Source organism: Sedimentitalea arenosa (assembly GCF_016428585.1).
Classification (GTDB): domain Bacteria; phylum Pseudomonadota; class Alphaproteobacteria; order Rhodobacterales; family Rhodobacteraceae; genus Sedimentitalea; species Sedimentitalea arenosa.
The window spans coordinates 61,288-84,079 of record NZ_JAELVR010000004.1; the positions used below are offsets into that span (position 1 = coordinate 61,288).

A 22,792-nucleotide genomic window follows, 5' to 3' on the forward strand; every position below is an offset into this window, starting at 1 on the left:
CGATGCACGGCGGTATGTCTCGGGTCCCCAACCCGAGCAGGAGGCCGCCTTGGATACCGAAACGCGCATCTCGCACCTCATAGCGACCGAAATCGGCGCCCGTCCCGAGCAGGTGGCAGCGGTGATCGGATTGCTCGACGATGGTTCCACGGTTCCTTTCGTGGCGCGGTATCGCAAGGAGGCGACCGGTGGGCTGGACGACACGCAGCTGCGAACCCTGTCGGACCGATTGACCTACCTGCGCGAGCTGGAAGCAAGGCGGGCGGCGATTGGCGAGTCGATCCGCGCGCAGGACAAGATGACCGACGATCTCGCACGCGCCATCGCCGGTGCGACCACAAAGGCCGAGCTCGAGGACATCTATCTTCCGTTCAAGCCCAAGCGGCGCACCAAGGCGATGATCGCGCGCGAGAATGGGCTCGAGCCGCTGCTCGACGCGATCCTGGCCGATCGCGAAGCCGACCCCGAAGTTCTGGCCGCGCCCCATGTCGGTGGCCCGCTCGCCGACGTGAAGGAGGCGTTGACCGGAGCGCGTGACATCCTTTCCGAGCGCCTGTCGGAAAACGCCGCCCTGCTGGGTGATCTGCGCGCCTTCATGCAGCAGGAGGCGATCCTGACCTCGCGCGTGGTGCCGGGGCAGGAACAGGCGGGTGCGAAATTTTCGGATTACTTCGATCACCGCGAGGCTTGGGCCAAGGTCGCCTCGCACCGGGCGCTGGCGATGCTGCGCGCTTCCAAGGAAGGGGTCGTGACGGTCGATATCGCTCCAGACCCCGACACCGGTGCCGCACGGGCCGAGGCGATCGTCATGCGCCATATCGGCATCTCGGGGCAGGGGGCAGGTGACACCTGGCTGCGCGCCGCTGCCGGATGGACCTGGCGCGTCAAGCTGGCCACGACGATGATGATGGATCTGTTCGGTGACCTGCGCGCGCGCGCGCATGAGGACGCAATCACCGTCTTCGCACGCAACCTCAAGGACCTCTTACTTGCCGCCCCTGCCGGGCCGCGCCCGACGTTGGGACTCGATCCCGGCATCCGAACCGGGGTCAAGGCGGCGGTGGTCGATGCCACCGGCAAGGTGGTCGCGACCGAGACACTCTATCCGTTCCAGCCCAAGAACGATGTGAACGGCGCGAAATCAGCGATTCTGCGGCTGATCGCCCAACATGGGGTCGAGCTGGTTGCCATCGGCAACGGCACCGCCAGCCGCGAGACCGAACGATTGGTGGGCGAAACGCTCAAGGCCCTGCCCAAGGGGCGCAAGGCGCCGGCCAAGGTGATCGTGTCCGAGGCGGGGGCGTCGGTCTATTCGGCCTCGGAACTGGCGGCACGCGAGTTTCCCGATCTCGACGTCAGCCTGCGCGGTGCTGTGTCGATCGCCCGCCGGCTGCAGGATCCGCTGGCGGAGCTGGTCAAGATCGAGCCCCGCTCGATCGGGGTGGGACAGTACCAGCACGATGTCGACCAGCACCGGCTGGGCCGGTCGCTCGAGGCGGTGGTCGAGGACGCGGTGAACGCGGTCGGCGTCGACCTGAACACCGCCTCGGCGCCGCTGCTGTCGCACGTATCGGGTCTCGGTCCGGGCTTGGCAGAGGCCATCGTCGCGCATCGGGATGCAAACGGCGCGTTCCGCTCGCGCAAGCAACTGCTCGATGTGGCCCGATTGGGGCCGCGTGCATTCGAGCAATGCGCGGGCTTTCTGCGGGTGCGGGAAGGCGACGAGCCGCTCGACGCCTCGGCCGTGCATCCCGAGGCCTATGGCGTGGCACGACGGATCGTGGCGGCCTGCGGGCGCGATCTGCGCGACATCATGGGCGATGCCACGGCCCTGCGCCGAATGCGTGCCGAGGATTTCGTCGACGGCGAATTCGGCTTGCCGACCGTGCGCGATATTCTCTCCGAACTCGAAAAGCCCGGACGCGACCCGCGCCCCGACTTCAGGACCGCGCAATTCGCCGACGGGGTCGACGACATCAAGGACCTGAAGCCCGGCATGATGCTGGAAGGGACGGTCACCAACGTCGCGGCCTTCGGTGCTTTCGTCGATATCGGCGTGCATCAGGACGGGCTGGTCCACGTCAGCCAGTTGGCGGACCGGTTCGTCAAGGATGCACATGAGGTCGTCAAGGCGGGCGACGTGGTGCGGGTGCGCGTGACCGAGGTGGACGTGCCGCGCAATCGGATCGGTCTGAGCATGCGCAAGGAGCGCGAAACCCCTCCGCGCGACACGCGCGGCGACAGGGGCGCTGCGCCAAAGGGCAAGGCCAACGGTGGTGTGGCGAAACCAAAACCGGCCCGTCGCGAGGAGACCGGCGCTTTCGGTGCGGCGCTGCGCGACGCGATGAAGCGCAGCTAGGACCGCGTCAGGCGGACAGGTCCAGCCGGGCGAGGGCGTCGTCCAGCCGCGACTCCCATGTCGCGCCGAGCGTGGCATTCGGCGTCCGGCGCAGGCCCCATGCCTTGAGCTGCTCGAAACGGTCGCGCGCGCCCTCGCCGAAGACGGCGGCGACGCGTGGGCGCCAGTAGGTCACGGCCGCAACGGCGGCGGGGCCACCGCCCTGCGCGATCAGCTTTTGCAGACCTTCCTCGGCCAGTTCGGTGTGGCGCGCTTCGACCGGGGTGATCTTGCGGATGGCCTCGGCGAAAGGCTGGTAGGAGGACGTCAGGAATTCGTCGAGCTGCACACCGACGGCCAGCCCCATGCAGAGGTTCATCGTGACCGCATCGACCCAACCGTCCAGTGGGTAGTTGAGCACCGAGAGCCGCATGTCATGGGCATTGCGCGCGGTCCCGGGCGGGGTGTCGCGGGGAAGCCGGTCCGTCCAGGGATGATGATTGGCATATCGGTCCGTGTTCGCGCCGAACTCGCCCATCAGGTTCAGCACAGTGTCGGCGTTGTCGGTCTTTTCCAGCACGATGCGGGCGGCCGCGATGCGTTCCTTGATGCCGGGACCCGCGTTGATCACGTCGGCGAACCCGGCTGCCCCGGCCAGTTCGCTGTCCACGAAGGTGGCCATGATCTTGAGCAGTTCGGCGCGGTAGCGTGGCGGCACGTTGGTCGGGTTGGTCAGCTTGCCGCCCTGGGCCAGATAGCTGTCGATGGTCATGTCCTGTGCCATGGTCGGCCCCTTTTCTTAGTGGTCGTAATCGACAACGATCCGGTCGGTCAGCGGGTAGGATTGGCACGACAGGACATAGCCCTGCTGCACCTCGTAATCCTCGAGAGCGTGGTTCGCCACCATCTCGACCTCGCCCTCGATCACCTTGCAGCGGCAGGTCGAACAGACGCCGGCCTTGCAGGCAAAAGGCGCGTCCAGCGCGTTTTCGAGTGCCGCGTCGAGCACGGTCTGATCCTTGTCCATCGTGAAGCTGCGGGAGGCGCCGTCCATGGTGATGGTGGCCTCGGTGGACTTGGCCGCGGCAGTGCTGGCAGCGCTGCCGGCCTTGCGCTTCAGCCGGCCGGGTTGAGCGCTCGCGAACAGTTCGAACTTGATCTGATCGTCGCTCAACCCGTGGTCGCGCAGAGCCGCGGAGATGCCCAGCATCATCGGTTCCGGTCCGCAGATGAATGAGGTGTCCACGCTGTCGATATCGATCCAGTGGGTGAACAGCGCCTTGCACTTCTCGGCATCCATCCGCCCGGTGAAAAGATCGATATCCTGCGCATCGCTTTCCAGGATATGGATCACCGTCAGCCGGCCCATATGGAGGTTCTTGAGGTCTTCGAGTTCTTCGCGGAACATGATCGTGTTCACGCCCCTGTTGGCATAGACCAGCGTGAAGGTGCTGCGCGGTTCGCGTGCCAGCACCGTTTTCATGTTCGACAGCACCGGCGTGATGCCCGAGCCGCCGGCGAAGCCGAGATAGTTCTTTGCCTGCCGCGGATCGATCGGCGTATGAAAGCTGCCCATCGGCTCCATCGCCTCGATCACCATGCCGGGGGCAAGAGTCTCGTTGGCCCAGGTCGAAAAGGCACCGCCTTCGACCTTCTTGATGCCGACCTGCAACACGCCATCGTCCTTGCCAGCGCAGATCGAATAGGAGCGACGCACCTCGATGCCGTCGAATTTCTGCCGAAAGGTCAGGTACTGGCCCTGGATGAAGTCGAAGTCGCCGCCGTTCACGGGCTTCAACGTCACGACGACCGCATCGCGGATTGTCTTGGTGACGTCAGTGACGGTCAGGTCATGAAAATGGGCCATCGCAGTGCCTCAATAATGCCGGAAGAGTTTCGAGATGATGCGCCAATTGCCGTCATCAATCTGAATCAGATGGAAATGGTTGGAAAACGAAACGCCCAGAAGGTTGGTCTCGTCGACCTGTGCCGTGGCAATTCGGTCGGTTTGCACGACAGAGACGACAGTACCCGTGTAGTTCTGGCCGACCTCGTTTTGCTCAAGCTCCTGAAAGAATGGCCCCGGCCCGCCGACCCCCAAACTGCCGTCAAACCAACCGGTCATTACTGCGTCATCATGAAAAAGCTGTTTGAGCAGGGCGATATCCCGGTTGCGCGTGCCCTCGATATAGGCATCTACGGTGGCGCGCGGACTGCAAGTCGGGCTGGTCACGGGCGGTTCCTCTTCGGGATCAGATACATTTGAAATAGTCGAAAGGTTCGAGGCAGTCCGCACAGCGCCACTGCGCCTTGCAGGGGGTCGAGCCGAACTGGCTGATGCGGGTGACATTGGTCGACTTGCATCGAGGGCAGCATTCCGGCCCGCCCGCCGCGCGCGGCGGCGCAATGCCGTAATCCATCAGTTTGGCGCGCCCTTTCTCTGACAGCCAGTCGGTCGTCCAGGGTGGGCTGATCCGGGTCTCGATGTGCACGTCGCCGATGCCTCGGTCGTGCAGCGCCGTTTCGATGTCCAGCGAGATGATACGGGTGGCGGGGCAGCCCGAATAGGTGGGGGTGACGGCCACCTCCAGCGTGTCTCCGTCCCAGGCCACATGCCGCACGATGCCCAGGTCCACCACCGAGATCACCGGGATCTCCGGGTCGGGCACCTCGTCCAGCCAGGTCCATATTTCCGCTACCGACGGTTTCATCCTACCAGGTCGCGTCCGGATAGGCCCTTTGCAGCCATTGCATCTGCGTCAGCATGTGCCCGAGATGTTCGGAATGGCGCATGCCGCTCTTGCCGCCCTTGTGGGCGAACCCGCTGTCGGGGATCGTCAGGGTCGCTTCGGTCATCACTTCGGCGAGGCGGGCATCGTAGGTCGCACGCAACTCGCCCGGGTCGGGCGCGATCCCGGCCTCGGACATTTGCGCGTCGATGTGGTCGGGCACGAACATCTCGCCGACATAGGGCCACAGCAGATCGAGCGCGGCCTGCATGCGGCGGTGACTTTCGGAAGTTCCGTCGCCCAGCCCGATCACCGTGTCACCGGAGCGTTCGACGTGATACTGCACCTCCTTCACTGACTTGGCCGCGATCGCCGCGACCCGGTCATGGGACGATCCGCTCAGCGCCTTGAGCATCTCGAGGTGCCAGAGGTCGAACAGGAACTGCCGCATCATGGTCTGGCCGAAATCGCCGTTGGGCTGTTCGACCAGCAGGATGTTGCGGAAATCCCAGACGTCGCGCCGCATCGCGAGGTCGTCCGCACTGCGTCCCTTGCCCTCGATCTCGCCCGCGAGGCCCAGCCACATCTGGGTCTGACCGATCAGGTCCAGCGCGGTGTTGGCCAACGCGATATCCTCTTCCAGCACCGGCGCATGACCGCACCATTCGCTGACCCGGTGCCCCAGCACCAGCGTGTTGTCTCCCATGCGGCAGAGAAACTCGAACAGCGCGTCATCGCTCATCACATCGCTCCCACTTCGTCGGGAATGTCGAAGAAGGTCGGGTGGCGGTACACCTTGCTTTCGGAGGGCTCGTAAAGCGGGCCTTTTTCAGACGGCGAGGACGCCGCGATATGGCGGGCCTCGACCACCCAGATGCTGACGCCTTCGTTGCGGCGGGTATAGACATCGCGGGCATTCTTGATCGCCATCTCTTCGTCCGGCGCATGCAGCGAGCCCACGTGGCGGTGGCTCATGCCGTGCTGGCCACGGATGAACACTTCCCACAGCGGCCATTCGTGACGCTTGGGCCGGGTCTGCGTTTCGGGCGTGTCGGGATATGCGGAATTGGGAGAGCTCATTCTGCTGCGATCTTTCTCATGCTGCGTTTCTCGGCGTGCGCCAGAAGCCCGTCGCGCACCCACTTGCCGTCGTCCCACGCCTTGTTCCGCGCGGCGAGGCGTTCGGTGTTGCAGGGGCCATTGCCTTGGATCACCTCGAAGAACTCCTTCCAGTCAGGTTCGGCAAAGTCATAACCGCCCTTCTCCTCGTTCCACGTCAGGGTTTCGTCAGGTACGGTCAGGCCAAGATATTCGGCCTGCGGCACGGTCTGATCGACGAACTTCTGACGCAGCTCGTCATTTGTGTTCATCTTGATCTTCCAGGCCATCGACTGTGCCGAATGCACGCTGTCCTTGTCGGAGGGTCCGAACATCATCAGGGACGGATACCAGAAGCGGTTCAGCGCATCCTGCGCCATGCGCTTCTGCTCGGGCGTGCCCCGGGCCATCTTCATCATGATGTCGTAGCCCTGGCGCTGGTGGAAGCTTTCTTCCTTGCAGATGCGGATCATCGCGCGGGAATAAGGGCCGAAGGATGTTCGCTGCAGCGGCACCTGGTTCATGATCGCCGCGCCATCGACCAGCCAGCCGACCGCGCCCATATCGGCCCAGGTCAGGGTCGGGTAGTTGAAGATCGAACTGTACTTCATGCGGCCATCCAGCAGCATCTCGGTCAGCTCATCGCGGCTGACGCCCAGCGTTTCCGCCGCGCAGTAGAGATACAGCCCGTGCCCGGCCTCGTCCTGCACCTTGGCCAGCAGGATCGCCTTGCGCTCGAGCGTCGGCGCGCGGGTTATCCAGTTGCCTTCGGGCAGTTGGCCGACGATTTCGGAATGCGCATGCTGGCCGATCTGGCGGATCAATGTCTTGCGATAGCCGGCGGGCATCCAGTCCTTCGGTTCAATCTTCTCGCCGGCATCGATCCGCGCCTGGAACGTCGCCAGCTTTTCGGGGTCTTCCTGCGTCGCTTCCGACTTCACCATCTGTGCATACATTGGTCGCTCCTTTCGTCGCGTCAGGGCCGCGATCTACGCATCGCCTGGAAATGTTACCACATAGCCTCCCGCCACGGGTAGTCCCGGCGTCGCATTCCCGCACAACATTGCTGACCGCCTGGTCGGTATATTGCGGACGCCGATTCCCTACAAGAAAAAGTTACAAATTTCGAGATCACAAGAAATTTGGTAACGTTTTGCCTGGCAAATCTGTCTTCGTACAAGCTCCGGCGCCGCGTGAAGACAACCCAAACCTTTCCGGGTCAGTATCGCGCCTTGATCGCGGCGCGCGCGACACGGCGGGCCTTCTGCTTTTCCCGCAGGAACACGAACAGTCCCGACCCGACGATCAAGATCATGCCCAGCCAAACCGCCGGATCCGGCAGTTCGGACCAGATCAGCCAGCCCCAGACCACGGCCATCGGCAAGAGCGCGTATTCGAAAGGGGCCACCGTGGCCGCGTCCGTGAGGCGATAGGCTTGCGCCAGGCAATAGCCGATTACAGCCGAGTTCAGGCCCAGACCGATCAACATCGGCCAATCCTCCGGTGCGGGCCGAATCCAGGCCCTGAGCAGGAACTCTATGCTGGGTGAGTCGGTGCCTTCGGCGAAGCGTCCATCTCCGGCCACGAGCCAGAAGCCGAGCGACACAAGGATGAACATCGCCTGGATGTAAACCGACAGGGCCGAGGCCTTGCTGGTCGCGCCCAGCTTGCGGGTCATCAGCTGCATGATCGCATAGGTCAGCGCGGCGAAGACTGGCAGCAGCAAAACGAGTCGATTGGCGTCGAGCGACTCGGCCGCAGCCCAAGGGCGCTGCATGATGAGAACCCCGGCGAACCCCACCAGAACCGCCCCGATCCGCAGCGGGCCGACCTTCTCGCCCAGGATCGGGATCGACAGCAGCGTGATGAACAGCGGTGCGGCGAAAAACAGCGCGGTGGCATCGGCCAGCGGGATCACGGCGAGGGCCACGAAAAAGGCCATGTTCGAAACGATCACCAGCAGGCAGCGCAGGATATGCGCGCCCGGCTGGCGCGTCTTGAGGATCGACCAGCCGCCCTCCATCTGCACGAGGGCCAGGCTGAAGATCAGCCCGATCGCGGACCGGGTAAAGACGATCTGGTGCAGGGGATAGCCGCCGGACAACTGCTTGATCAGCATGTCGTTGATCGAAATCGCGACCATTCCGGCCAGAACGAACAGGATGCCGGCGGTCGAGCGGTCAAGCGAGGGCGCTGTCATTGACGATCTCCTGCTGGGCGGCATGCTCCGCTTCTTTCCCTTTCGCTATCACAGGAGCCTTCATTGTCCATACGCGACCTGCGCGCTGCCGCAGCCCCCAATGTGCAGGCCGGCTCTGGCGGGGCGGTTCGCGCGCAGCTAGGGTCCTCGGGAGAGAGGAGAGATGCTGTGACTGCAATCCTGACCATCACGGACCTGAAGAAGACCTATGATGACGGCTTCAAGGCTCTCAAAGGCGTGTCGCTCACGATCGAGCGCGGCGAGATCCTCGCCTTGCTGGGTCCGAACGGCGCGGGCAAGACGACCTTGATCTCTACCATTTGCGGTATGGTGACTCCGACCAGTGGGACCGTCACCGTCGACGGGCATGACACCCAGGCCGACTACCGCGCAGCGCGGGCCATGATCGGACTTGTCCCACAGGAAATCGCGCTGCAGCCATTCGAAACGGTCATCAACACCGTGCGGTTCTCACGCGGGCTGTTCGGAAAGGCACGCAATGATGCGCATATCGAGTCGGTGCTGCGCAAGTTGTCGCTCTGGGACAAGAAGGACACGCAGATCACCGCCCTGTCAGGCGGGATGAAGCGACGCGTTCTGATCGCCAAGGCGTTGAGCCACGAGCCGCGCATCCTCTTCCTCGACGAACCGACTGCCGGCGTCGACGTCGCGTTGCGCAAGGACATGTGGGACACGGTCGCGGACCTCAAGGCCGATGGCGTCACGATCATTCTGACCACGCACTACATCGAGGAGGCCGAGGCCATCGCCGACCGGGTCGGGGTGATCACGCACGGCGAGTTGCTGTTGGTGCAGGACAAGGAAACGCTGATGGCACAGATGGGCAAGAAGCAGATCGAGGTGCAGTTGGGCGAGGCGATCAAGGCGATCCCCGAGTCGTTGGCGCGCTTCGACGTCAAGCTGGGGGAGGGCGGTGACAGCCTGGTCTATACCTATGATACCCACGGCGAGCGGACCGGGATCACCGGACTCCTCGTCGCCCTCGCCGAAGCCGGTCTGGTGCTGCGCGACGTGCAAACGCGGCAAAGCAGTCTCGAAGACATCTTCGTGGACCTCGTCGATGGAGAGCCGGCATGAACTGGACGGCAATCTGGGCGATCTACAAGTTCGAGATGCAGCGGTTCTTCCGCACCCTGATGCAGAGCTTCCTGTCACCGGTCCTCTCGACCTCGCTGTACTTCGTGGTCTTCGGCGCGGCGATCGGCAGTCGCATCGACGAGGTCGAGGGGGTCAGCTATGGTGCATTCATCGTTCCGGGACTGATCATGCTGTCGGTCATCACGCAGGCGATCTCGAACGCGTCCTTCGGCATCTACTTTCCCAAGTTCACCGGCACGATCTATGAATTGCTGTCCGCACCGGTCAATTTCCTCGAGATCGTGTTCGGATATGTCGGCGCGGCTGCCACGAAGGCCTTGTTCATCGGTGTGGTGATCCTGTTCACAGCACAGTTCTTCGTCGACCTGACCATTGCACATCCGCTTGCGATGGTGCTCTTCCTGCTGCTGACATGCCTCAGCTTTGCGCTGATGGGGTTCATCATCGGGATCTGGGCGGAGAATTTCGAGCAGTTGCAGCTGGTTCCGCTCCTCATCGTGACGCCACTGATCTTTCTCGGCGGGTCGTTCTATTCGATCTCCATGCTGCCGCCGGTCTGGCAGACGATCACGTTGTTCAACCCGGTCGTTTACCTCATCTCTGGGTTCCGGTGGTCGTTCTTCGGTCTTGCCGACGTTCCGATCGGATTGAGCCTTCTGGCAATCGCCGGGTTCACGGCGCTCTGCCTCGGCTTCATCTGGTGGATCTTCAAGACGGGATGGCGCATTCGCGCCTGAACCGGCGCGATCGTGGCCCGTGGCAAATATACCCTGACGCAAGGTCAATCGTGGTGCGCGCGCGTTTCAAGCCATGCCGACGCCTTGTTTGTCGCAGAGCGGCGTTCTACATCGGATCGCATGAAACTGCGTATCCCCTTCGTCAAGAACGCGCCGGTCGTCTCGGTGGTTCGTCTCACCGGCGCCATCGGAATGGCGACGCGCGGCGGATTGAACGACCACGCCATCGCGCCCCTGCTCGAGAAAGCCTTTCGCAAGGGCAAGCCCGACATGGTCGCTCTCGAGATCAATTCCCCCGGCGGCTCGCCGGTGCAGTCTTCGTTGATCGGGTCACGCATCCGACGCCTGTCGGAGGAGACCAAAGTGCCGGTCGCCGCCTTCGTCGAGGATGTCGCGGCGTCCGGCGGATACTGGCTGGCCGCGGCGGCTGACGAGATCTGGGCCGACGACAGCTCTGTCATCGGCAGCATCGGCGTGATCTCGGCCGGGTTCGGCGCACATGTGTTCCTAGCCCGGCAGGGCGTGGAGCGGCGCGTCTACACGGCCGGAAAGTCGAAATCCACGCTTGATCCCTTTCAACCCGAGAAAGAGGAAGACGTCGCCCGGCTCAAGGTGATCCTGGGAGATATCCACGACAACTTCATCGCCCACGTCAAGGACCGCCGCGGCGACAAGCTCGACACCACACAGGACATCTTCAACGGCGAGTTCTGGCTGGCCCGCCGCGCCGCCGACCTGGGTCTGATCGACGGGATCGGGCATCTCAAGCCCAAGATGCAGGCCCGCTTCGGTGACAAGGTGCAGTTCCGCAGATACGCCCTGCGCCGCCCTTTCCTTGCGCGGTTCGGTACGCAGATCGTCGACGACGCGGTGGCCGGTTTCGAAGAACGCGCGGCGTTTTCCCGGTTCGGCCTGTGACGTGATTGTCAAGATCGTCTCCCTGTTCCTTGTGGCCATCGCAGTGCTCGCGATGTTCGGAAAGCTGCGATTTCCGGGCAGCAGGAAACTTGCTTCGGCGAAGTGTCCGGGGTGCGGTCGGTATCGCATCGGCAAGGGGCCGTGCTCCTGCGGCCACGGAGGGCGTGGATGACGGAATGGCTGCTCTCGGGGCTCGGACTGGTCATCCTCCTGCTGGCCGGGGATGCGCTGGTGCGGGGGGCCGTGAATCTCAGCCTGCGATTGGGCGTGCCGGCACTGATCGTCAGCCTGACCATCGTCGCCTTCGGAACCTCGGCGCCCGAGCTTCTCATCGCGATCAGCGCCGTGCAGGACAACGCACCGGGCATTGCGCTCGGCAACGTTGTGGGCAGCAACACCGCAAACATCCTTCTGGTTCTTGGGATTCCGGCGCTGCTTTCCCCTCTGCACACGAGCGAATGCCACACGCGCAAGACTTACGTCATCATGCTGGCCGCGTCGGTCGTGTTCATTGCCCTCGCCTTCCGTGGGGTGTTCACCTTCGGCACCGGTCTGATCCTGCTCGCCATGCTGGCGCTGGTGCTTGCGGATGCCTTCCGGGACGCTCGCGCTCACCAGAAGGCCGGCGAGACCGCCGAGCTGGAGGAGATCGAGGAAGCCGACCCGAACATGCCCTATTGGCGTGTGGCGTTCTACCTCGCGCTCGGTCTGGTCGGGCTGCCGCTGGGGGCGCATGTCCTGGTCGAGAACGCGTCCCTCATCGCGCAGACCTACGGGGTCAGCGACACGGTGATCGGCTTGACGCTCGTGGCCGTCGGAACTTCGTTGCCGGAACTTGCGACAACGGTCATGGCGGCGCTGCGCCGGCAGGCGGACGTGGCACTCGGCAACGTGATCGGGTCCAACATGTTCAACCTGTTGGCTATCGTCGGCGTCGCGACCTTTTTCGGCCCCATTCCCGTCGATCCCTCGTTCCTGCGCTTCGACCTCTGGGTGATGCTGGGCGCATCGCTGATGCTTATCCCGTTCGTGTTCTTCCGTGTCGATATCACCCGCATCTGGGGTTTCGTCTTGACCGCGCTCTATCTGGTCTATGTTGCGATCATACTGACCTGAGTTCATCGCGGCAGAAGAGAACAGTCCAATGACACGCAGCCTCGTCACCGGTGCCGGGCATCGCCTTGGGCGCGCTATGGCCCTTTACCTCGCGCATCGTGGCCATGATGTCGTCGTGCACTATGCCCACTCCGCTGAGGCCGCGGAGAGCGTCGCGGCCGAGATCCGCGCACTGGGGCGGGCATCCTTTGCACTCGGCGCTGACCTTCTTGAGGATGAGCAGACCACCGAGCTGTTCCAGGCGGCGGTCGACCGGCTTGGCGGGCCGATCACCTGCCTGGTCAACAACGCCTCCATTTTCGAATTCGACACGATAGAGACCGCAACCCGGGACAGCTGGGATCGCCACATGGGCAGCAACCTGCGCGCGCCATTCGTGCTGACGCAGGCGATGGCGGCCCAGGGGCTGGACCCGGTGATCGACGATCAGGGCGAACCGCTCGCTGCCGGTCTGATCGTCAACATGATCGATCAGCGGGTGCGCAAGCTGACCCCGGATTTCACCACCTACACGCTCGCCAAGTCCGCGCTGTGGACGTTGACGCAGACCGCGGCGCAGGCGCTCGCCCCGGCGCTGCGGGTCAACGCGATCGGACCGGGCCCGACATTGCGGGGCGGGCGCCAGACGCCGGTCCAGTTCGCCGCACAGCGCGCCGCTACACCGCTCGCCCGCGGCGCGAGTCCGGCGGACATCACGGCGGCGCTCGGCTACTTGCTCGACGCGCCGTCCGTGACCGGACAGATGCTCTGCGTGGACGGCGGTCAGCATCTCGCATGGCAGACTCCCGACGTGGTTGGGACCGAATAAGAGGTGCCCCCGGGTCAAGTTTTGCACCGGTCGCGGTTGTGTTACCAATGCGTTACAAAATAGTCTTGTTTATCATTGGCTTGCGCGAAGAAAAAGAAAATTTCATTTGAAAACAGGGGCTTGAGGATTTGCCTAAAAAATATGCAAATCGGAGAAAGCGCCTGAATCTAACGGAAAATCCGACAGCCCCCAAAGATATCGCCAGACTTATCCACACTTTCCGTGGATTTGTTTGGTCTTGAACCCGCCGGTGCAAGATTGCAGCCCCAGACCGAGAATCATATCTGTTCCCCATGAGTGACCGCAGCGACGCAACTCCCGAGAACGGGGGAACCGGATATGGGCGAATTCAGGGCTACCTGAAAACGCTGGACAGTTCTCCGGGTGTCTACCGGATGCTGGATGCAGAAAGCCGTGTTCTCTATGTCGGCAAGGCGCGCAACCTGCGCGCGCGCGTGTCCAATTACAGCCGACCGGGAGGGCATAGCGGTCGGATCGACCGGATGATCCGCGAAACCGCCAGCATGATGTTCCTGACCACGCGCACCGAAACCGAAGCGCTGCTGCTTGAACAGAACCTGATCAAACAACTCAAGCCCAAGTACAATGTCCTGCTGCGCGACGACAAGAGCTTTCCCAACATCCTCGTCGCCAAGGATCACGCCTTTCCGCAGATCAAGAAGCATCGCGGCGCCAAGAAGGAAAAGGGCGCGTATTTCGGACCCTTCGCCAGTGCCGGCGCCGTCAACCGCACCCTGAACCAGCTGCAGAAGGCCTTTCTGTTGCGCAACTGCTCGGACGCGATGTTCGACAGCCGCACCCGGCCCTGCCTGCTCTACCAGATCAAGCGCTGCTCGGCCCCCTGCACCGGCCTGATCAGTGCCGAGGCCTATGCCGAAAGCGTGCGCGACGCCGAGCGGTTCCTGTCTGGCCGCTCGACCCGGGTGCAGGAAGACCTTGCGGCGCAGATGGCCGAGGCTTCCGAGGCGATGGAATTCGAACGCGCCGCCGGTCTTCGTGACCGCATCCGCGCGCTGACCCAGGTACAGTCGAGCCAAGGGATCAATCCGCGCGGCGTCTCCGAGGCCGATGTGATCGCGCTGCACCTGGATGGCGGACAGGCCTGTGTGCAGGTGTTCTTCATCCGTGCCAACCAGAACTGGGGCAACCGCGATTTCTATCCCCGTGTCGGGCCCGACGTGGCCGCAGCGGAGGTGATGGAAGCGTTTCTCGGCCAGTTCTACGACAACAAGGAGCCGCCCCGGCAACTGATCCTGTCGGATGCGATCGAGAACGAAGACCTGATGGCCGAGGCACTGGCCGGCAAGGCGGGGCGAAAGGTCGAGATCCTCGTGCCGCAGCGGGGCGAGAAGGCCGAACTCGTGGCCGGAGCCCTGCGCAACGCGCGCGAATCGCTCGCCCGCCGCATGTCCGAGAGCGCGACTCAGGCTAAGCTGCTGCGCGGCTTGGCCGAGGCCTTCGATCTCGACGCGCCGCCGCAGCGGATCGAGGTCTATGACAACAGCCATTTCCAGGGCACCAACGCGGTCGGCGCCATGATCGTGGCCGGCCCCGAGGGCCTGATGAAGAACAGCTATCGCAAGTTCAACATCCGCGGCGAGGACCTGACTCCGGGCGATGATTTCGGCATGATGAAGGAGGTTCTCTCGCGCCGCTTCGCGCGCCTCAGCAAGGACGACCCGGATCGCAGCAAGGGGCAATGGCCCGATCTGCTGTTGATCGACGGTGGCGCCGGGCAGGTGAGCGCGGTGGCCGAGATCATGGCCGCACGCGGGGTTGGAGACATTCCTATGGTCGGCGTGGCCAAGGGAGTCGATCGGGACGCCGGCAAGGAGGAATTCTACCGTCCCGGCAGGCGTCCCTTCGCGTTGCGCCACAACGATCCGGTGCTGTACTTCATCCAGCGCCTGCGGGACGAGGCACATCGCTTTGCCATCGGCACCCACCGCGCCAAGCGCGCCAAGTCCATCGGCGCCACGCCGCTGGACGACATCCCCGGTGTCGGAGCCACCCGCAAACGCGCGCTGCTGGCGCATTTCGGCAGTGCCAAGGCGGTCAGCCGCGCCAACCTCGCCGATCTCAAGGCGGTGGATGGCATTTCCGGGACATTGGCGGAAACCATCTATGATTTCTTTCATGACCAGGGCTGAGCCGGCCGCTGCCGACTGGTGCGAGATGCTTCCGTCGGTGGCGTTGCGTGCAACCCAAATCGGCGCTTCTGCATGGCGTTGGCGCGAACATGCGCTTTCATGTTCCAAACCCGCGGGGTAGGGTCCGTGCATGAGGTGGAACCTGCCAAATATCCTGACTGTGCTTCGGCTGTTCGCGGCGCCGGGTCTGGCCGTGATGTTCCTGTATTTCCACCGTCCCTATGCCGATTGGTTCGCGTTGCTCCTCTTCGTTTCGGCCTCGGTGACGGACTGGTTCGATGGCTATCTCGCCCGCGCGTGGAAGCAGGAGACGAAGCTGGGTGCGATGCTAGATCCGATCGCCGACAAGGCGATGGTGGTGATCGCGCTGATGGTGATCGTCGGGTACTCTTCGATGTCGCCCTGGTTGGTGCTGCCGGCGACCGTCATTCTGTTCCGCGAGGTCTTTGTCTCGGGACTGCGCGAGTATCTTGGCACCACGGCCGGGGTGCTCAAGGTGACGCCGCTGGCAAAGTGGAAGACGACGGCCCAGATGGTGGCCATATCCGTGCTCTTCGCGCAGGGTATTTTCGAGCACTACCTTGGCATCGCGGCATGGGGGATGGACCCTCAGGTGTTCAACGATGTGCTCACCGGGGCGCAGCCGGATCTCCACGGGCTGCGCTGGAAGATGGCGGGCATGGAATGGGCCGGACGCATCGGCCTGTGGCTGTTGTGGTTGGCGGCGGCACTTACCCTGCTGACGGGCTACGATTATTTCCGCAAGGCACTGCCGTTTCTGAAGGAGGTGCGATGATGGACGTTCTGTATTTCGCCTGGGTGCGCGAAAGGGTCGGGCTGCCGCGCGAGACAGTGGAAACGTCGGCCGTCACGGTTGCCGAACTCGTCGAGGAACTGCGCGGGCGCGAGGAGCGCTACGAGGCGGCCTTCGCAGACCTGTCGGCGCTGCGCGTCGCGATCGACCAAGAGCTGAGCGATTTCGACGCTCCGCTCGCCGGAGCGCGCGAGGTGGCCTTCTTTCCGCCGATGACCGGGGGCTGACGATGCGCATCGTCGTTCAGGAGGCGCCCTTCGACGGGCTGGGCGAAGTCCGGGACTTCGGCGGCGCGGATACCGGCGCAATCGCAACCTTCACCGGCGTCGTGCGGAACACGGCGGAGGGCGATCTGCAGGCGATGGAGATCGAGCACTATCCCGGGATGACCCAATCCGCCTTGACCGCCATCGCGGAGGAGGCCCGCACGCGCTGGTCGCTGGACGACGTTCTCGTGATCCACCGCCACGGTCGGCTTGTTCCCGGCGAGCAGATCATGATGGTCGCAACCGCCGCGCGCCACCGCAAGGACGCGTTCGAAGCGGCAGAGTTCCTGATGGACTACCTGAAATCCCGCGCGCCCTTCTGGAAGAAGGAGATCGGTACGCGCGGCGCGGATTGGGTCGCCGCCCGCGATGAGGACGAGGACGCGCTCGGCCGGTGGTAGGCTTGCAGTTCGTCAGGCAGGCCTGTCAGCTGCGCCCGGCCTTCATGCGGTCGACATAGCCGCGCAATTCTTCGGCTTCGTGACGCGCCTCGCGCAGGCCTTCCATGGCCGCGCGCAACTCTGCCTCGGTCTGGGTCAGCTGGTTTGTCAGGTCCGCTTCGCGCTGCTGCATGTAGGTGATCGCCTGATCGCGGGTTTCCTCTGCCTCATGCAGTTCCTGGCTCATCCGGTCGAGATCGGCCACGTCGCTCTGGCGCACGCGGGTGAACCGGTGCAGCAACCAGTTCGCGAACCATCCGGTGGCGAAAGCCACGAACAGGATAACGGCGGTGGCGATGATGAACTCAGTTCTGTTCATTGTCCGATCCTTCCTCGGGAGCGTCGGGCGACCCTGCGTCGGCCTCTCCATCCTGATCTTCCACCGGATCGGCGGCAACCGCGTCCAGCGTGGTTTGCGTTTCCGGGATCGGTTCCGGCCGGATCAGGCGAAATTCGATGCGCCGGTTCTCTTCCCGGCCTTCTTCGGTATCGTTGGTGGCGATCGGCGTGGTTTCGCCATAACCAACCGCGACATAGCTGGCGGTCAGCACCCGCCGGGCGCGCAATTCGTTCAGCACCGATTGCGCGCGGGCCTGGCTGAGTTGCTGGTTCATCGATTCGCGGCCCTGGCTGTCGGTGTGCCCCTGGATTTCGAGCCGGATCTCGCCGCAGCGATCCAGGACCTCGGCGATGTCGTCCATCGTGCCGCGCGACTCTTCCGCGATGGTGGCCGAGCCGGGTTCGAACTGGATTTTGCTCTGCTGTTGGATCGCGACCAGTTCGGCTTCGCATTCCTCGGGAGTGGGCGGAATGTCGGCCGGCGGTGGTGGCGGGACATAGGCGACGTCGAGTTCGAAGGTTTCGGCCTCACCCAGCTTGTCCGACAGCAGGCCGGAAATGCGCGCGTTGACGTTCTCGCGCGCGCTGACACCGCGCACCACGACGGTTTCGGGCGAAACCACGACCGCACCCTGGCTGAGCAGGGACAGCGCCTCGAGACCAGCCAGCACCCGCACCGCCCAATCCGGCGGCAGGTCGTTGACCAGACGGGTCGCCGTGTAGACGCTGTCGGTTCCGAACCGCGCCTTGGCATAGCTGTCCGCCGCACGTCGCAGGTCGCCCGAATTCAGGCGTCCGCGCAGCTGCACGAGGCCCTCGGGGCTGAGGGTGGCGACGAATTCGGGCGGCCCTCCATCCGCACGGTTTTCCGGTTCGGGAAGTACCGCGTGCAGGGCGAAGACGTCCGGCAGCGCGGTTTCAAGCTCTCCGACGATCCGGTCGAAGATCGCGGGATTCGTCTCCTGCGCGGCGACCAGCGTCACGTCGGCATCTGCGAAGGTGACCGATCCCGCGCCAAGTTCGGCCACCGCGCCGATCGCCACTTCGACTGCTCGCGCCCAATTGGGCGATGGCACGCCGAGCCCGATGGTGCAGACCTCGTTGCCCGAGAGGCCGGCCCTGAAAGCCGCGTCGAGAATTCGGCTGCGCGTCTTCTCGCTGTCGGCCGAGCACGCGTCGAACCGGGCGCCCTTGTCGTCGATCAGGAACCGCAGCGTGAAGGGCGTGATGACCGGGCGCGGCGCCGAGATGTCGAGCCCGATCCGCAGGCCCGGCGGTGCGGCGCGGCTCAACTGCTGTTCAAGTTCGGCCTTGGCTTCCGGGGTCTCGGACAGCGCGGTGATCCTCACGAGGCCCGCCTCGACGGACAGTTTCGACCGCGGCAAGCGGTCGAGCGCGATAGCCGAGAACGCCAGCGCATCCTCCCACCCGGGTGGAACGGGGTAGTCGGCGATGTCCAGCAGGTCGGTGACCGGGTCCGGATCCGCGATCTCGGCCAATCGCCCGATCAGTTCCTCGCGGTCGGTGGCGGCGGGGAGCAGACCGATTATCGAGATGCCACTGTCATTGCGCAGGATTTCGAGCGAGAATCTTGGGGCCGCGATACCGGCGGAAGGGGTCACCTCCATCGCGTTGATGATCCGCGCCGCGTCGACCTGCGTGGCGACTTGGCTGACCGCGTCGAACCGCGCGGCTTCGGTCGGTGCGGTCCCGGTCAGGATCACCTGCAAGCCGTCGGCCTCGACCTCGGCCCAGTCATGGCCAGTGGTGTCCAGAACCTCGCGCACAGCGATTTCCGAACCATCCTCGACCGCCGTCACGGCAAACCCGGCCGCCACGAAACTCAGCGCCGCGCCACACAGGAAGCTGATCAGAACAAAGAAGAGCGAGGACAGTTTCATGCGGTGCCGGCTTCGTGTTGGATGGCCGGTTCATACCTGTCCGGGCCACGGGGTTCAATCAGACGAACAGGGCGAGCACAAAGAAGATGAGCGGAATCAGGCCGGTGTCTCGATTGGCGCGGAACAGCTGCAGCATCTTGGCGTCGTCCGTTTGATCGAACCCGCGCAATTGCCAGGCCATGTGCCAACCCATGGCCCAAGGCCCGGCCAGAGCCAGCACCAGCGCCATGAACGATCCGGTCGGCTGCACCGCCAGGATCACGGCGAGGCCCATCAGCGCGACAGTGGCGGCGAGGAAATACTTCAGCCATTTCGCCGTGTCGTCGCCGAACAGGCGCGCGGTGGATTTCACACCTATCAAAGCGTCATCCTCGGTGTCCTGGCACGCATAAATCGTGTCGTAGAACACGGTCCAGCAGATGCCCGCGAGATAGAGCACGACGGCCGGCCAGCCGAGGCTGCCCGCATGGGCGGTCCAGATCATCACCGCCCCCCAGTTGAAGGCGAGGCCCAGAAAGATCTGGGGCCACCATGTGAAGCGCTTGGCGAATGGATAGATCGTCACCAGCAGCAGCGACAGAACCCCCAGCGCGATGGCGGCCCGGTTGAACGTCAGCAGTATTCCGAAGGCCAGCAACGCCTGCACGCACATCCACAGGATCGCCCCGCGCAGGCTGACCTGACCCGACGGGATCGGACGGGATCGCGTGCGCGCTACGCTGCCGTCGATGTGGCGGTCGGTGATGTCGTTCCAAGTGCAGCCGGCGCCACGCATGAGGAAGGCGCCGATGGCGCAGCCGATGGCGATCCACGCATCTTCCCATCGCGGCGACTGGTCCGCCAGCATCGCGAGTGTCAGGCCCCACCAGCAGGGCAGCAGCAACAGCCAGGTTCCGATCGGGCGGTCCGCCCGCGACAGGCGCAGATAGGGCCGGGTCTCTGCCGGAGCGTAGTGGTCGACCCAGTTGTCTGCGGGCGCATCTGCGACCTGACCGTCTGGTGTTGGGGCGTTGCCTTGCATATGTAAGCTTTCATGACTGCAAAGATCAGGCTGTATGTAGAGCACCCGTTGGGGGAGGGGCAAACGGTTCCTTTGAACCGGGACCAGGCGCATTACCTCTTCGGCGTGATGCGCCAGGCGGTGGGCGCGCCGGTCCTGCTGTTCAACGGGTGCGACGGGGAATGGCGGGCCGAGGTCAGCGAGGCTGGCAAGCGGGGCGGGGCGCTTCGATGCGTCGAACGCACCGCCGATCTGCGCTTGCCACCCGATCTCTGGCTGATCTTCGCCCCGATCAAGAAGGCCCGGACCGATTTCATCGTCGAGAAGGCCGCCGAGATGGGGGTGGCGCGGATCGTCCCGGTGCAAACTGAATACACCAACGCGGATCGCATCCGGCAGGACCGGCTGCGGGCCCATGCGGTCGAGGCGGCGGAGCAATGCGGCGGCACGTTCGTGCCCGAGGTCGCCGACCTGATCCGGCTGGACCGACTGCTGGCGGACTGGCCGCCGGAGCGCCGCCTGCTGTTCTGCGACGAATCTCTGGCCGGCCCGTCGTCGGATTTCGAGACGCGATCAAAGGGAGAGCCGTGGGCGGTCCTGATTGGGCCCGAAGGCGGCTTTTCCCCGAATGAGCGTGAGCGCCTGTCGTCCGCACAGTTCGCACAGTCGGTCAGCCTGGGCCCGCGCATTCTGCGCGCCGACACGGCGGCGGTGGCCGCGCTGACCCTTTGGCAACAGGCGTTGGGAGACTGGCGTGACTGATCTTGCATGTCGTCGCGCGACGCTGGCGCAGGAACGATCGTGAGTTTCATCCGCCCGGAAGCGCGCGCCGGTCTCTGGCGGTGGCGCGAAGTCCTGAGCGGCGCGGCGGTATCCTGCCTTGGCCTGTGGTGGGCCATCGGGCCGGGCGGCTTGCTGGGATGGGTCGGCGGGGCGCTCTGCCTTGCTGGCCTTGCGCTCTGTGTCGTCGGGCTGCAGCGAGCGCGGTTCCGGGCCGGCGACGGCGGGCCGGGCGTGGTGCAGGTGGACGAAGGCCAGATCACCTATTTCGGGCCGCTGGATGGCGGCACCGTGGCCGCAGGCGAACTGGCGCGGCTGGTGCTCGATCCGACCGCCCACCCGGCGCATTGGCTGCTCGAGCAACCCGGCGCACCCGCGCTGGCCATCCCGGTCAATGCCGAGGGGGCCGATGTGCTGTTTGACGTGTTCGCCGCGTTGCCCGGTATCCGCACAGAGAGGATGCTGGCCGAGCTGCGCGGACGTGCAGCACACCCGGTCGTGATCTGGGAACGTCATGGCACGCGCCGCGACCACCAAAGGCTGGATTGACACCCCGGCCAATTCGCCGCACTTCTGACCGCCAATGCGACACGGAAGGATCGGAGCGAGCAATGTCCATTCCCCAGTCCGGCGGCGGACCGATCGAACGGCACGAACAGCTTGCCGAATACCTGGCGGATGGCTGCAAGCCGAAGCAGGACTGGCGCATCGGCACCGAGCATGAGAAGTTCGGCTATTGCAAGGACACGCTGAAGCCGATCCCCTATGACGGCCCGCGCTCTGTCAGGGCCGTGCTCGAAGGATTGCGCGACGCGCATGGATGGGCGCCTGTCGAGGAAGGCGGCAATCTGATCGGGTTGGAGAAGGACGGCGCGAACGTCTCGCTCGAACCCGGCGGACAGCTCGAACTGTCCGGCGCGCCGCTCGAAACCATCCACGAGACCTGCGACGAGGTGAACGAACACCTGCGCGAAGTGAAGGACGTGGCCGACAAGGTGGGCGTGGGCTTCATCGGTCTTGGCGCTGCGCCGATCTGGCGGCACGAGGACATGCCCCTGATGCCCAAGGGGCGCTACAAGCTGATGGACAGTTACATGCAGAAGGTCGGCACCATGGGCACGACCATGATGCGGCGCACGTGCACGGTGCAGGTGAATCTCGATTTCGCCTCCGAGGCCGACATGGTGCAGAAGCTGCGGGTCGCGATCGCCCTGCAACCGGTGGCGACGGCCCTGTTCGCCAATTCACCGTTCCTCGACGGCAAGCCGAATGGTCACAAGAGTTGGCGGTCGCGGGTCTGGCGCGACCTAGATGCGGACCGCACCGGCATGGTGCCCTTCGTCTTCGAAGACGGGTTCGGGTTCGAGCGCTGGGTCGAATACGCGCTCGATGTGCCGATGTATTTCGTCTATCGCGACGGCAGGTATGTCGATGCGCTGGGACAATCCTTCCGCGATTTCCTGAAAGGCGAGTTGCCAGCGCTGCCAGGTGAGAAACCTCAGTTGAGCGACTGGGCCGATCACCTGACGACGCTGTTTCCCGAGGCACGGATCAAGAAGTTCATCGAGATGCGCGGCGCGGATGGCGGGCCTTGGCGTCGGCTTTGTGCTTTGCCGGCGTTCTGGGTCGGGCTGATGTATGATCAGGGCGCGCTGGATGCGGCCTGGGACCTGGTCAAGGACTGGGATGCCGAGACCCGCGAGGCGCTGCGCGTCGCGGCGAGTGAACAGGGGCTTCAGGCCGAGGTCGGGTCCGTCCGCATGCACGATCTTGCGCGCGAGGTCGTGGCGATCGCCGATGCGGGGCTCAACGCGCGCGCCTGTCCCGGCGCGGGCGGCATGGTCCCCGACGAGACACATTTCCTGAATGCGCTCCGCGACAGCATCCAAACCGGCCAGGTGCCGGCTGACGAGTTGCTGCAGCGCTACAACGGCGACTGGAACGGCGATCTGAGCCGGATCTACGGGGATTTCAGCTACTGAACCCTGCGCGCCCGATCCCGACTCGGGGTTGGGCCG

General features: G+C 64.3%; 24 protein-coding genes. 13 read left to right on the top strand and 11 right to left on the bottom strand.

Annotated elements, in window-relative coordinates; all coding sequences use genetic code 11:
- Positions 1–49 precede the first annotated feature (49 nt).
- Entirely contained in the window at positions 50–2,359 is a 2,310-nt protein-coding gene (locus JF290_RS06780) for a Tex family protein (protein WP_199024087.1), read from the top strand.
- Positions 2,360–2,366: 7 nt separating this feature from the next.
- Here the strand turns inward: JF290_RS06780 and JF290_RS06785 are convergent, their stop codons facing one another.
- The 8 genes from JF290_RS06785 to JF290_RS06820 all read right to left on the bottom strand — a co-directional run bounded on the left by JF290_RS06785 (position 2,367) and on the right by JF290_RS06820 (position 8,365).
- The gene (locus JF290_RS06785; RefSeq protein WP_199024088.1) at positions 2,367–3,122 is read right to left on the bottom strand and encodes a Phenylacetic acid catabolic protein; all 756 of its coding nucleotides are present in this window, start codon (positions 3,120–3,122) and stop codon (positions 2,367–2,369) included.
- 15 nt (positions 3,123–3,137) lie between these two features.
- Positions 3,138–4,205, bottom strand: coding sequence for a 2Fe-2S iron-sulfur cluster-binding protein (locus JF290_RS06790; RefSeq protein WP_199024089.1), 1,068 nt, complete (start codon positions 4,203–4,205; stop codon positions 3,138–3,140).
- Between the two features lie 9 nt (positions 4,206–4,214).
- Positions 4,215–4,571, bottom strand: a complete 357-nt coding sequence (locus tag JF290_RS06795) for a nuclear transport factor 2 family protein (protein ID WP_199024090.1) — start codon at positions 4,569–4,571, stop codon at positions 4,215–4,217.
- Between the two features lie 19 nt (positions 4,572–4,590).
- A complete protein-coding gene (paaD, locus tag JF290_RS06800; RefSeq protein ID WP_199024091.1) occupies positions 4,591–5,049 on the bottom strand; it encodes a 1,2-phenylacetyl-CoA epoxidase subunit PaaD in 459 nt (152 codons plus the stop codon).
- A 1-nt stretch (position 5,050) separates the two neighbouring features.
- Complete coding sequence (gene paaC / locus JF290_RS06805; protein ID WP_199024092.1) at positions 5,051–5,809, bottom strand: 1,2-phenylacetyl-CoA epoxidase subunit PaaC; 759 nt, start codon at positions 5,807–5,809, stop codon at positions 5,051–5,053.
- The gene (paaB, locus tag JF290_RS06810; RefSeq protein ID WP_199024093.1) at positions 5,809–6,147 is read right to left on the bottom strand and encodes a 1,2-phenylacetyl-CoA epoxidase subunit PaaB; all 339 of its coding nucleotides are present in this window, start codon (positions 6,145–6,147) and stop codon (positions 5,809–5,811) included. Before paaB ends, paaC begins: the two co-directional genes overlap by 1 nt.
- Entirely contained in the window at positions 6,144–7,121 is a 978-nt protein-coding gene (paaA, locus tag JF290_RS06815; protein ID WP_199024094.1) for a 1,2-phenylacetyl-CoA epoxidase subunit PaaA, read from the bottom strand. Before paaA ends, paaB begins: the two co-directional genes overlap by 4 nt.
- 263 nt (positions 7,122–7,384) lie before the next feature.
- Positions 7,385–8,365 (bottom strand): DMT family transporter, encoded by a 981-nt coding sequence (locus tag JF290_RS06820; RefSeq protein WP_199024095.1) that lies wholly within the window; start codon positions 8,363–8,365, stop codon positions 7,385–7,387.
- Between the two features lie 168 nt (positions 8,366–8,533).
- Here JF290_RS06820 and JF290_RS06825 point away from each other — a divergent pair, with 168 nt between their 5' ends.
- The 9 genes from JF290_RS06825 (at position 8,534) to JF290_RS06865 (ending at position 16,715) form a co-directional block, all read left to right on the top strand.
- Positions 8,534–9,463, top strand: coding sequence for an ABC transporter ATP-binding protein (locus tag JF290_RS06825; protein ID WP_199024096.1), 930 nt, complete (start codon positions 8,534–8,536; stop codon positions 9,461–9,463).
- Entirely contained in the window at positions 9,460–10,221 is a 762-nt protein-coding gene (locus JF290_RS06830) for an ABC transporter permease (RefSeq protein ID WP_199024097.1), read from the top strand. The genes JF290_RS06825 and JF290_RS06830 overlap by 4 nt, the downstream gene beginning before the upstream one ends.
- A gap of 120 nt (positions 10,222–10,341) precedes the next feature.
- Entirely contained in the window at positions 10,342–11,139 is a 798-nt protein-coding gene (locus JF290_RS06835) for a S49 family peptidase (RefSeq protein WP_199024098.1), read from the top strand.
- Between the two features lie 168 nt (positions 11,140–11,307).
- Positions 11,308–12,255, top strand: coding sequence for a calcium/sodium antiporter (locus JF290_RS06840; protein ID WP_199024099.1), 948 nt, complete (start codon positions 11,308–11,310; stop codon positions 12,253–12,255).
- A 28-nt stretch (positions 12,256–12,283) separates the two neighbouring features.
- Entirely contained in the window at positions 12,284–13,063 is a 780-nt protein-coding gene (locus tag JF290_RS06845) for an SDR family oxidoreductase (RefSeq protein WP_199024100.1), read from the top strand.
- A 293-nt stretch (positions 13,064–13,356) separates the two neighbouring features.
- Complete coding sequence (gene uvrC / locus JF290_RS06850; protein ID WP_199024101.1) at positions 13,357–15,234, top strand: excinuclease ABC subunit UvrC; 1,878 nt, start codon at positions 13,357–13,359, stop codon at positions 15,232–15,234.
- Positions 15,235–15,364: 130 nt separating this feature from the next.
- A complete protein-coding gene (pgsA, locus tag JF290_RS06855) occupies positions 15,365–16,030 on the top strand; it encodes a CDP-diacylglycerol--glycerol-3-phosphate 3-phosphatidyltransferase (protein WP_199024102.1) in 666 nt (221 codons plus the stop codon).
- The gene (gene moaD / locus JF290_RS06860) at positions 16,027–16,275 is read left to right on the top strand and encodes a molybdopterin converting factor subunit 1 (protein WP_199024103.1); all 249 of its coding nucleotides are present in this window, start codon (positions 16,027–16,029) and stop codon (positions 16,273–16,275) included. The genes pgsA and moaD overlap by 4 nt, the downstream gene beginning before the upstream one ends.
- A 2-nt stretch (positions 16,276–16,277) precedes the next feature.
- The gene (locus JF290_RS06865; protein ID WP_199024104.1) at positions 16,278–16,715 is read left to right on the top strand and encodes a molybdenum cofactor biosynthesis protein MoaE; all 438 of its coding nucleotides are present in this window, start codon (positions 16,278–16,280) and stop codon (positions 16,713–16,715) included.
- Between the two features lie 25 nt (positions 16,716–16,740).
- Here JF290_RS06865 and JF290_RS06870 read toward each other — a convergent pair whose 3' ends face one another.
- Genes JF290_RS06870 through ubiA form a run of 3 tightly spaced genes read right to left on the bottom strand, consistent with a single transcriptional unit; the run spans position 16,741 to position 20,015 of the window.
- Positions 16,741–17,073, bottom strand: coding sequence for a hypothetical protein (locus tag JF290_RS06870; protein ID WP_199024105.1), 333 nt, complete (start codon positions 17,071–17,073; stop codon positions 16,741–16,743).
- Positions 17,060–18,994 carry an OmpA family protein gene (locus JF290_RS06875; RefSeq protein WP_199024106.1) on the bottom strand — a complete coding sequence of 645 codons (1,935 nt, stop codon included), beginning with the start codon at positions 18,992–18,994 and terminating at the stop codon, positions 17,060–17,062. The genes JF290_RS06870 and JF290_RS06875 overlap by 14 nt, the downstream gene beginning before the upstream one ends.
- Positions 18,995–19,052: 58 nt before the next feature.
- Complete coding sequence (gene ubiA / locus JF290_RS06880; protein ID WP_199024107.1) at positions 19,053–20,015, bottom strand: 4-hydroxybenzoate octaprenyltransferase; 963 nt, start codon at positions 20,013–20,015, stop codon at positions 19,053–19,055.
- 12 nt (positions 20,016–20,027) lie between these two features.
- On the opposite strand from ubiA, the gene JF290_RS06885 reads away from it, so the two are divergent.
- From JF290_RS06885 to JF290_RS06895, 3 genes are all read left to right on the top strand, one after another.
- Positions 20,028–20,756 (top strand): 16S rRNA (uracil(1498)-N(3))-methyltransferase, encoded by a 729-nt coding sequence (locus tag JF290_RS06885; protein WP_199024108.1) that lies wholly within the window; start codon positions 20,028–20,030, stop codon positions 20,754–20,756.
- 39 nt (positions 20,757–20,795) lie between these two features.
- Positions 20,796–21,323, top strand: coding sequence for a hypothetical protein (locus JF290_RS06890; RefSeq protein WP_199024109.1), 528 nt, complete (start codon positions 20,796–20,798; stop codon positions 21,321–21,323).
- A gap of 62 nt (positions 21,324–21,385) precedes the next feature.
- On the top strand, positions 21,386–22,756 hold the full coding sequence (locus tag JF290_RS06895) for a glutamate--cysteine ligase (RefSeq protein ID WP_199024110.1): 1,371 nt from the start codon (positions 21,386–21,388) through the stop codon (positions 22,754–22,756).
- Positions 22,757–22,792 lie beyond the last annotated feature (36 nt).